The organism is Xenorhabdus sp. SGI240 (assembly GCF_040081915.1).
Taxonomy (GTDB): Bacteria; Pseudomonadota; Gammaproteobacteria; order Enterobacterales; family Enterobacteriaceae; genus Xenorhabdus; species Xenorhabdus bakwenae.
The window spans coordinates 18522-28829 of the sequence record NZ_JBEBMB010000054.1 but is presented as its reverse complement, the minus strand read 5'-3'; the positions used below and the strand labels follow the sequence as shown (position 1 = coordinate 28829).

Annotated in this window: 8 protein-coding genes; 2 read left to right on the top strand and 6 right to left on the bottom strand. The window is 43.9% G+C overall.

What is annotated here, in order from left to right; genetic code table 11:
* Nucleotides 1–158 precede the first annotated feature (158 nt).
* Genes hemG through pepQ form a run of 4 tightly spaced genes read right to left on the bottom strand, consistent with a single transcriptional unit; the run spans nucleotide 159 to nucleotide 4173 of the window.
* A complete protein-coding gene (hemG, locus tag ABLA76_RS12500; RefSeq protein ID WP_348988161.1) occupies nucleotides 159–701 on the bottom strand; it encodes a menaquinone-dependent protoporphyrinogen IX dehydrogenase in 543 nt (180 codons plus the stop codon).
* Between the two features lie 38 nt (nucleotides 702–739).
* On the bottom strand, nucleotides 740–2191 hold the full coding sequence (gene trkH, locus ABLA76_RS12495) for a Trk system potassium transporter TrkH (RefSeq protein ID WP_348988160.1): 1452 nt from the start codon (nucleotides 2189–2191) through the stop codon (nucleotides 740–742).
* Nucleotides 2192–2227: 36 nt separating this feature from the next.
* Nucleotides 2228–2839 (bottom strand): IMPACT family protein, encoded by a 612-nt coding sequence (locus ABLA76_RS12490; RefSeq protein ID WP_348988159.1) that lies wholly within the window; start codon nucleotides 2837–2839, stop codon nucleotides 2228–2230.
* Nucleotides 2839–4173 carry a Xaa-Pro dipeptidase gene (pepQ, locus tag ABLA76_RS12485; protein ID WP_348988158.1) on the bottom strand — a complete coding sequence of 445 codons (1335 nt, stop codon included), beginning with the start codon at nucleotides 4171–4173 and terminating at the stop codon, nucleotides 2839–2841. Before pepQ ends, ABLA76_RS12490 begins: the two co-directional genes overlap by 1 nt.
* A gap of 276 nt (nucleotides 4174–4449) precedes the next feature.
* Here pepQ and fadB point away from each other — a divergent pair, with 276 nt between their 5' ends.
* Together fadB and fadA are read left to right on the top strand one after the other, a co-directional pair.
* Nucleotides 4450–6636, top strand: a complete 2187-nt coding sequence (gene fadB / locus ABLA76_RS12480) for a fatty acid oxidation complex subunit alpha FadB (RefSeq protein ID WP_348988157.1) — start codon at nucleotides 4450–4452, stop codon at nucleotides 6634–6636.
* 11 nt (nucleotides 6637–6647) lie between these two features.
* Nucleotides 6648–7811: an acetyl-CoA C-acyltransferase FadA gene (fadA, locus tag ABLA76_RS12475; RefSeq protein ID WP_047770674.1), complete on the top strand. Its 1164-nt coding sequence runs from the start codon at nucleotides 6648–6650 to the stop codon at nucleotides 7809–7811.
* Nucleotides 7812–7991: 180 nt separating this feature from the next.
* Here the strand turns inward: fadA and fre are convergent, their stop codons facing one another.
* Both fre and ubiD read right to left on the bottom strand, forming a co-directional pair.
* Nucleotides 7992–8693, bottom strand: a complete 702-nt coding sequence (gene fre, locus ABLA76_RS12470; protein ID WP_348988156.1) for an NAD(P)H-flavin reductase — start codon at nucleotides 8691–8693, stop codon at nucleotides 7992–7994.
* A 10-nt stretch (nucleotides 8694–8703) separates the two neighbouring features.
* Nucleotides 8704–10176, bottom strand: coding sequence for a 4-hydroxy-3-polyprenylbenzoate decarboxylase (gene ubiD, locus ABLA76_RS12465; protein ID WP_285809268.1), 1473 nt, complete (start codon nucleotides 10174–10176; stop codon nucleotides 8704–8706).
* Nucleotides 10177–10308 lie beyond the last annotated feature (132 nt).

Genomic DNA, 10308 nt, shown 5'->3' with positions numbered 1-10308 from the left:
TTCTCTCACTGTCCTTCGCGGTCTGTTTCAGCTCGGCGTCGGTCTGTGGGGGCGCATTATAGGGTGTTTTTCAGCGCTGACAATAGTTTTTTTAAAATTTTTTGCTGTTCGTGGTTTTTTTCCTCAAAACGAGGTAATAACCAGCAGAAAGACTGTTTTTAAGGCGTTTTATCACACGATATTTGCAAAAATTTCTCAGAAAAATGATCTACCTGTTCCCAATCGGTGTATTCGATTTCTTTTGTAGTATCTGTTTCTCCTCCGGTCATTCGCATAATGAACTGAATCATCATGCGATCCAACCAACAATAACGTGGATAGAGTAGCGCTCCCGCAAAAACTCCGCATAAATCAGGTTGCCACGGACTTTTTATTAAAAACTTACGTACATAAGCGTTCGTTTCTGGCGTTCTTTTTTCTGGCTTTCTCGCCGTTAAGTTGACGCCAAAGAAAGCTGTTGGCATTTGGTTCAATTGTTTTTGATGGCGAATGACAAAATCATGCAATACAAAATTGAAACGACCATAACGTATCGACGCCCCTACCATGACTTTTTGGTAAGGCATCAAATTGATTTGTTTCACTGTAGAAAGATCTCTTAACTCACACTTAATACCAGCACGACGGAGGTTCTCTGCGATACGGGTAATAATTTTTTTGGTCTGCCCATCTTGGGTAGAATAGAGCAACAAATAATTCATAGATACGCCCTTATTAAACAGAGAATCACATATAAACACTATTCACGCCAAAAAGTAGGGGTAAATAGGACCAATAATGTGAATACTTCCAAACGCCCAAATAACATAGTGACAACCAATATCCATTTAGCCGCCGGATTCATCGTTGTAAAGTTATCAGCGACGGCTCCCAATCCTGGCCCCAAGTTATTCAATGTTGCGGCGATGGCAGAAAAAGCAGAAAATTCGTCAACACCCGTTGCGATCAGTAACAACATACTAACGACGAAAACCAGTGCGTAAGCAGAGAAAAAACCCCATACTGCTTCAATAATCCGTTCCGGTAATGCTCGGCGCCCCAATTTAATGGTATACACTGCATTCGGGTGCACTAAACGCTTTAATTCACGCGATCCTTGCAAGAACAACAACAAAATACGGATAACTTTGAGACCGCCTCCTGTTGACCCCGCACATCCCCCTATAAATGCAGAACATAACAGCAGAAAAGGCAGAAACAGAGGCCAATTGGCAAAAGAGTCCGTTGTAAATCCAGCCGTTGTTGCCATAGAGACAACTTGAAAAAACGCGTGATTCAATGCTTCCCATTCTGATTCATAAACAGAATGTTGCCATAATATCAGCATACAGATGGCCAACAGTGCCAACTGAATAGTAATGAACATCCGAAATTCTGGATCACGCCAGTACACTTTCAAGCTTCGTCCAGAAAGAACCGCAAAATGCAAACCAAAATTACAGCCCGAAATCAATAAGAAAATGGCAATAATCGTATTGATGGCCGGGCTATTAAAAAAGCCGATACTGGCATCATGGGTAGAAAACCCCCCAATAGCGATGGTAGAAAAGCTATGAGAAATCGCATCGAATACTGACATTCCCGCTGCCCACAATGCCAGCGCACAGGCAATGGTCAACAAGACATAAATCAGCCAAAGCGTTTTTGCCGTTTCTGCAATACGCGGACGCATTTTATTGTCTTTCAACGGTCCTGGCATTTCTGCACGATAAAGCTGCATTCCCCCCACACCAAGCAGAGGTAAGATCGCCACCGCCAGAACGATAATTCCCATGCCACCTAACCATTGCAACATTTGTCGATAGAACAAAATAGCCTTGGGAAGGGAATCAAGGCTAACAAGCGTCGTCGCCCCTGTTGTCGTCAAGCCAGAAAATGATTCAAAAAAGGCATCTGTGACTGAAAGATTGGGTTTTTCTGAGAAAATGAATGGCAATGCCCCCACACTTCCCAACACGGTCCAAAATAGGACAACAATCAAAAAGCCCTCTTTTGGTTTGAGTTCAGATTTTTGTTCGCGATTAGGTATCCACAATATTAAACCAATGACGAGAGCAAAGATGAATGTCTGGCTGAATGCCCTGCCTGCGCCATCGCGATAGATCAATGCGACCAGCCCCGGAATAATCATTGTGACAGAGAAAAGAATGACAAGTAGTCCAACAATGCGGGTTATGGCGCGAAAATGCATTCGGCTGGTTCCTTAGAAATCCGGTATGAAGAATAATTATGATTTTGGCGTTAAAAACAGAGCACCACGGCTCAAGTCCCGTAATTTATCACCTATCTCACCAACAAGGGTAGCTGGCAGCGAGACTTGCAACGTGACATTTTCAGCATAATCACTGGCGATCACTTGCCCAGAAAATTGGTGTAGCAACTGTTCTACCATTGAAATATGCGAGTACTCACACTGTAACTGGTATAACTTCTGCGGTACTTTGTATTCGGTTTGCAACAGCTTCAGAGCTTGCTGTACCCCATTGCCATAGGCTTTTACCAAACCACCCGTACCCAATTTTATGCCACCAAAATAGCGAACAGATACAGCAGTAATTTCCCCCAAGCTACTTCCTATCAACTGAGCAATCATCGGCTTACCAGCGGTTCCGGTAGGCTCACCATCATCAGAAAACCCTAACTGTTGGGAATCATCCGGCGCTCCTGCCACAAAAGCCCAACAATGGTGCCGAGCATCAGGATATTGTTCTTTGATGCTTTGGATAAATAACTTCGCCTCATCCACCCCGCTGGTATGCTCCAGCAGGGTAATGAAACGACTCTTTTTTATTTCTTCAGTAAAACTGACTGAAGCCGCAGGAATTAAATAAGGCTTCATTACGATAATTGTAATTCTCTGGTCATATTTTCAATTTTTCCATCGTGAATAACGATGTTATCTTCAATACGAATACCACCATAATTTTTCAACATATTGATTTTCTTCCAATCAAAATGTTGACGATATTCACTTTCACGCCACTGCGCTAATAAAGTTTCAATGAAATAGATCCCAGGTTCAATGGTCAAAACCATTCTTGGCTCCAGAATACGGGTACAGCGCAAATAAGGATGCATCTCCGGGGCGGCCAGATGGGTTCCTCTATCATCCTGCATAAATCCCGCAGCGTCATGCACCTGCAAACCTAAAGGATGGCCGAGTCCGTGTGGGAAAAATGGTGTCGTCAATCCTGTTTCAACCATATCTTCTTCACTGATCCCATGAACAATATCATGTTTTTTCAGTATCCTGGCTATACGTTGGTGCATATTAACATGGTAGTCGGTATATCGAACTCCCGTTTTAATTGTGCCGATGAGCGCCTGTTGTTCTTCATTCAGATCCTTTATCAGTGAGGCAAAATCATTATGAGGTTTTGCTGCATAGGTTCTGGTGATATCCGCAGCATAACCATGATATTCCGCTCCAGCATCAATCAAAAAACTGCGTATTTCCGAAGGAACCCTCTGCTGTAATTTGTTGTAGTGCAAAACAGCCGTATTTTCATTCAAGGCAACAATATTATCATAAGGGACATCGGTATCACGGTGCCCGGTTGCCATCAAATAGAACATATTGATTTCGAATTCGCTCACACCAGACAAAAATGCATCATAAGCGGCCAGATGACCATTAACGGCGGTTTTCTGGGCCTCACGCATACAAGCCAATTCATAATCTGTTTTATATGAACGATGATAATTCAAATAATCCAAAACAGCTTTTGGGTTGATATTGTGATCAAGAATACCCAAAGATTTAGCACGCTCCGTTTGTTCACCAATATAAGCGGTGTTCTGGTTTGATAATCCATTCAGTTTAATGCTGATATCTTCAGCTTTTGCCAAATGGATCATTTCTATTTCGTCAGTCCAGTATCCACTGGGTAGTGGCTCTACGCTGTGCCAGTAATCTACTGGTGAATAAAACCAGAGCTTAGGTTTATTGACACCATCAATCCACAACCAGCAATTAGGCACTTTGGTCACAGGTATCCAAGCCTTAAAGTGTGCATTTACCTTAAACGGATAATGACTGTCATCCAGAAAAACCCGTAATGATTCACCTGAATGAATAAGCAAGGCGTCAAACTGAGTTCGCTCTAAGATTTCTCGGGCACGTTTTTGTAAGGTTTTAATATGTTCTTGGTACAGAGATGCCAACTTTTCCATCTTCTTAATTAGCCTTTTGATTTTTTGGCAGGAGCTTAAATATTACCACAATTCATTATTGTGGGAGCTATCACGTGAAAAACGCCCTCTCTGAAAATAAACTAATATATTTATATTTTTCAATGTATTAACAAAATACATTGCTCCCTGCCATAAATCTTACCTGTGATCTGCCCTACAAAAAATTAATCATTGGTTTGCATTAAATTAACACAGTAATCACAATCAACTGCATCTGGTCATACCAGATGGTATGCACTCATTGAGGAGAATGACATGCTCTACCTAAGTGAAACTATTCAAGTAAAATGGCTGAAAGATGGCATTGCTGAACTCATCTTCAATGCGCCGGCTGCAATTAATAAATTAGACACAAAAACGGTTACTTCGCTGGATAAAGCCGTTGCTACCCTTGAGCAAGAAACTAAACTAAAAGGGTTACTGCTACGCTCTGAAAAACAAGCTTTTATTGTTGGTGCTGATATCACAGAATTTTTATCGCTATTCAGTGCACCAGCAGAAAAACTGCACGAATTACTGGATCTCGCCAACAATATCTTTAACCGTATAGAAGATCTCGCCGTTCCAACTATTTCTGCTATCAATGGCTATGCCCTTGGCGGTGGGTGTGAATTGGTGCTTTCAACAGATTTTCGTATCGCATCCCCCGATCTTCGCATCGGATTACCAGAAACTAAATTAGGTATTATGCCGGGATTTGGTGGCTCTGTTCGCCTGCCACGCCTGATTGGCACAGACAACGCTCTCGAAATCATTTCCGCAGGAAAAGATATTGGTGCTGAAGAAGCACTGAAAAATGGCCTGGTTGATGCCGTAGTTCCCGCCGAAAAACTGGTTGACTCTGCCGTTTCAATTCTGGAACAAGCTATTCAAGGAGACTTGGACTGGCAAGCCGCCCGTCAGCCTAAACTGATGCCTCTGACTCTCAATGAGATCGAACGTACCATGAGTTTCACCGTCGCAAAAGGTATGGTCATGAAGGTTGCCGGCCCTCATTATCCAGCACCAATCACTGCGGTAAAAACCATTGAAAAAGCCGCTACACTGGGTCGTGATGAAGCCTTAAAACTGGAATCAGCCAGTTTTGTTTCATTAGCACACACCTCTGTCTCTCGTGCTTTAATCGGCATCTTTCTGAATGAGCAATATGTTAAAGGCCTGGCGAAGAAACACCTGCAAACCGTTACAACCCCTGAGCATGCGACTGTACTGGGGGCCGGGATCATGGGTGGAGGTATTGCCTATCAATCAGCGCGCAAAGGTATTCCTGTCTTGATGAAAGATATTAATCAAAAAGCGCTGGATTTAGGTATCAATGAAGCTGCCAAATTGCTGAATAAACAATTTGAGCGTGGGCGTTTAGATGCCATGAAGATGGCTAAAATTCTGGCATCCATTCATCCAACCCTGAATTATGCGGGTATTGAACAATCCCGAATTGTTGTTGAAGCTGTCGTTGAAAATCCGAAGATTAAAGCGGCGGTTTTAGCAGAAACAGAATCACATATCAGCGATGATTGCATTCTGGCTTCCAATACCTCCACTATCCCAATCACTGAATTAGCAAAATCGCTAAAACGCCCGGAAAACTTCTGTGGGATGCATTTCTTCAACCCAGTACATCGTATGCCGTTGGTTGAAATTATTCGTGGAGAAAAAACCGCAGATAAGACGATTGCAAATGTTGTTGCGTATGCCAGTAAAATGGGTAAAACACCGATCGTTGTTAACGATTGCCCCGGCTTCTTTGTAAACCGCGTATTGTTCCCTTATCTGGCTGGTTTTGGCATGTTGTTGCGTGATGGTGGTGATTTCCGCCAAATCGACAAAATCATGGAAAAAGAATTTGGCTGGCCAATGGGTCCTGCTTATCTCATTGATGTTGTCGGTATTGACACCGCCCACCATGCACAATCTGTCATGGCTCAGGGTTTCCCAAACCGCATGAGCCGCGATTATCGAGATGCTATTGACGTACTATTTGAAAATCAGCGTTATGGTCAGAAAAATGGCGTTGGTTTCTATAAATATACCCAAGATAAAAAAGGCAAGCCGAAAAAAGAGCGGGATGATACTACCGATCAATTATTGGCAAGCATCAGCAAACCGAAACATACTTTCTCTGGCGAAGAGATCATTGCCCGAACCATGATCCCAATGATTAACGAAGTTGTTCGCTGCTTCGAAGAAGGTGTTATTGCCAGCCCCGCAGAAGCGGATATGGCACTGGTCTATGGCTTAGGCTTCCCTCCATTCCATGGTGGTGTTTTCCGTTATCTGGATACCCTGGGAACTGCCGCCTATGTGAAGATGGCAGAAAGTTATACTCACCTGGGCGCCCTCTATCACATACCCGCTGGTCTGAAAGCAAAAGCCGAAGGTAATGAAAGTTACTACCCTGCCCCAGCAGAACTTGTTGTTAATTCAGGTGAAAAAGCGTGAGGTCTGAAAACATGGAAAACGTAGTTATTATTGATGGTATCCGTACCCCGATGGGGCGCTCAAGAGGTGGTGTATTCCGTCAGGTCCGTGCCGAAGATCTCTCTGCACATCTGATGAAGTCAATACTCAAGCGCAATCCTACTGTTAAACCTGAAGATATTGATGATATCTCTTGGGGATGCGTGCAACAAACACTGGAACAAGGGTTCAATATTGCCCGCAACTCAGCTTTACTCGCGGGTATTCCCCATTCAGTTCCTGCGGTCACGGTTAACCGTCTCTGTGGTTCTTCGATGCAATCGCTGCACGATGGTGCCCGCATGATCATGACCGGTGATGCCAGTATTGTTATGGTCGGCGGTGTTGAACATATGGGACATGTTCCCATGACACACGGTGTCGACTTTCATCCCAAATTAAGCCGTAACGTTGCCAAGGCAGCAGGTGTGATGGGATTAACGGCAGAAATGCTGGCCAAAATGTACAATATTAGTCGTGAAATGCAGGATGAGTTTGCCCTTCGTTCTCATCAACGTGCAACACAAGCGACCGTATCCAAGGCTTTCTCTAGCGAAATAGTCCCCATATATGGACATGATGCTGAAGGAAATCTGAAACTCGTCGATTTTGATGAAGTGATCCGCACAGATGCTAATCCAAAAGATTTGGCTGCACTGCGTCCCGTTTTTGATCCTGTCACTGGAAGTGTGACTGCGGGTAACTCCTCAGCGCTTTCCGATGGCGCCTCTGCCATGCTGATCATGAGCGAAAGCAAAGCTAAAGCGTTAGGATTAAAACCTCGCGCCCGTATTCGCTCAATGGCAGTTGTGGGTTGTGATCCTTCTATCATGGGTTATGGCCCTGTGCCGGCCACACAAATGGCCCTGAAAAAAGCCGGATTAAGCCTTACGGATATTGGCGTTATGGAATTGAACGAAGCATTCGCCGCACAATCCCTGGCTTGTATAAAGGGATTGAATCTGCTGGAGAGTATGGATGACAGAATCAACCTGAACGGCGGCGCTATTGCTCTCGGTCACCCATTGGGGTGCTCTGGTACTCGCATTACAACCACTCTGCTTAACTTGATGGAACGTAAAGATGTTCAGTTCGGGCTATCAACCATGTGCATCGGGTTAGGCCAGGGTATAGCCACGATTATTGAAAGAGTATAGTCATGAAAACTTGGCTATAAAGCATAGTTGACGATTGACATTTATGGCTTTTAAAAATTAACGTTTTTCCCTTGTCTGTCTTATCTATTGCATCATTCTAGTCAGTTGTTGCCATAGTTTCCCGCCTGTCAGGGGCGGGTTTTTTATTTTTTGTCGTCTCATTTTTTATCGGCAAACGGCTCAAATAAACTCAAATGCATCCCCATACATGCGTTCGATAGATGCCTCTCGCTCACTACAGAACCGTTCACGGGCAATTTTAGCCATCTCAAAGCGGCCAGCAATGTAAATATCATGGTTTGCCAAACTGCCGAAATCTTCCAAAACCGCACTCAGAACTGTTCCCGTTCTTCCGCGCCAGTGTTCATCAACTTGTTCAACCACCGGTACAACGGTCAAATTAGGATAATGCTCACTTAATGATTGCAACGCCCCCAAATCATAAAGGTGTTGCAGTTCTCGCCCTCCCCAATAGATGGAAATTTCACGATTAGGATTTTTTTCCAATGCAGCCAATAAGATAGAGCGCGTATATGAGAATCCCGTTCCACCGGCAATCAATAACATCGGGTTTTTGCTGTCTTCACGAAACCAGGCATGACCATGTGGAATGTCAATATCAATGACTTTCTGATCCAGAATTCTATCCATTACCGCCATCGCATAGAGATTTAGCTCAGAAGCCCCAATATGCAACTCAATTATCTGTTTTTCTGAGGGTGGTGATGCCATGGAGAAAGGACGTTTATCCCTTTCATCCATAATCACCATTAAATACTGTCCTGCACGGAAAAAAAAAGGCGAATCAGGTAATAAACGAACCCGATAAACTGTATCTGTAATGGAGTCAACCGATGTTACTTTACAACTTAATATTGTCATGCGTTCCCTCTTATCGCTTCAAAATATCTAATTGATCCCAAATTTCATCGACACGGGCCCGAATCTCATCGCTCATCACTATCGGGCGTCCCCATTCCCTTTGTGTCTCTCCTGGCCATTTATTCGTTGCATCTAACCCCATTTTTGAGCCTAACCCAGAAACAGGCGATGCAAAATCGAGATAGTCAATGGGGGTATTTTCCATTAAGACCGTATCTCTCTGCGGGTCCATTCGCGTTGTTATCGCCCAGATGACATCATTCCAATCTCGCGCATTGATATCATCATCACAAACGATAACAAATTTTGTGTACATAAATTGTCTCAGATATGACCAAACGCCCATCATTACTCGCTTGGCATGGCCTGCATACTGTTTTTTCATTGTAACGATCGCGAGTCGATAAGAGCAGCCTTCTGGTGGCAAGTAAAAATCCACAATTTCAGGAAATTGTTTTTGCAATATTGGCACCAATACTTCATTCAACGCAACCCCCAGCACCGCAGGTTCATCCGGCGGACGCCCAGTGTAAGTAGAATGATAGATAGCATCACTGCGTTGGGTAATATGGGTTACGGTAAATACCGGGAACATATCGACTTCATTGTAATAGCCGGTATGATCACCATATGGCCCTTCCGGTGCCATTTCACCAGGTTCAATGTAGCCTTCAAGGATAATCTCAGCGCTGGCAGGTACTTCCAGATCATTGGATATACATTTAACAACTTCCGTTTTATGCCCACGCAATAATCCAGCAAACGCATATTCAGACAAGGTATCAGGAATTGGAGTAACCGCCCCCAATATCGTGGCAGGATCGGCTCCCAATGCAACGGATACAGGGAAACGTTCCCCCGGGTGAGCCTGACACCACTCCTGAAAATCAAGCGCACCACCACGATGTGATAACCAGCGCATAACCAGTTTGTTTTTTCCCAATACCTGTTGGCGGTAGATACCCAAGTTCTGGCGCTCTTTATTAGGTCCTTTAGTCACCGTCAATCCCCAGGTAATTAAAGGGGCTGCATCATCTGGCCAACAATGCATGACTGGAATACGGGTAAGATCAACTTCATCTTCGGCCCAAATCTGTTCCTGACAAGGCGCAAAGCTAAGGCGTTTGGTTGGCATATTCAAAACCTGTTTGAATTTCGGCAATTTATCGACCAAATCACGAAAGCCTTTTGGTGGCTCAGGCTCTTTCAGAAAAGCCAATAGTTTCCCAACATCATGCAGTGCCTTAACATCATCCTGCCCCATTCCCATGGCAACACGCTGAGGTGTCCCAAACAAGTTGCATAATACAGGCATCGAATATCCCTTAGGATTTTCAAATAATAAGGCAGGACCACCGGCACGAAGAGTACGATCTGCGATTTCAGTCATTTCCAGGTATGGATCAACTTCTATACGAATTCGCTTTAATTCACCTGATTGTTCCAACAAGGAAAGAAAGTCTCTTAGATCGCGATATTTCATAGTGTTCATTTGTGCCGATTTTCAAGGAGGGAAAGCCATTATAATCCCTCCCATGGGGGTTACAAGGAAAACTCATAACCTGCTAAAACACAATAACACAATGGATTTAGTGCAATAATCAAGACATAGACT

Bases quoted from the DNA above. Each gene is read 5' to 3' on its own strand.
- hemG (WP_348988161.1), bottom strand. From the start codon at position 701: ATGAATTATTTGTTGCTCTATTCTACCCAAGATGGGCAGACCAAAAAA.
- trkH (WP_348988160.1), bottom strand. From the start codon at position 2,191: ATGCATTTTCGCGCCATAACCCGCATTGTTGGACTACTTGTCATTCTT.
- ubiD (WP_285809268.1), bottom strand. From the start codon at position 10,176: ATGAAATATCGCGATCTAAGAGACTTTCTTTCCTTGTTGGAACAATCA.
- pepQ (WP_348988158.1), bottom strand. From the start codon at position 4,173: ATGGAAAAGTTGGCATCTCTGTACCAAGAACATATTAAAACCTTACAA.
- fadB (WP_348988157.1), top strand. From the start codon at position 4,450: ATGCTCTACCTAAGTGAAACTATTCAAGTAAAATGGCTGAAAGATGGC.
- ABLA76_RS12490 (WP_348988159.1), bottom strand. From the start codon at position 2,839: ATGAAGCCTTATTTAATTCCTGCGGCTTCAGTCAGTTTTACTGAAGAA.
- fadA (WP_047770674.1), top strand. From the start codon at position 6,648: ATGGAAAACGTAGTTATTATTGATGGTATCCGTACCCCGATGGGGCGC.
- fre (WP_348988156.1), bottom strand. From the start codon at position 8,693: ATGACAATATTAAGTTGTAAAGTAACATCGGTTGACTCCATTACAGAT.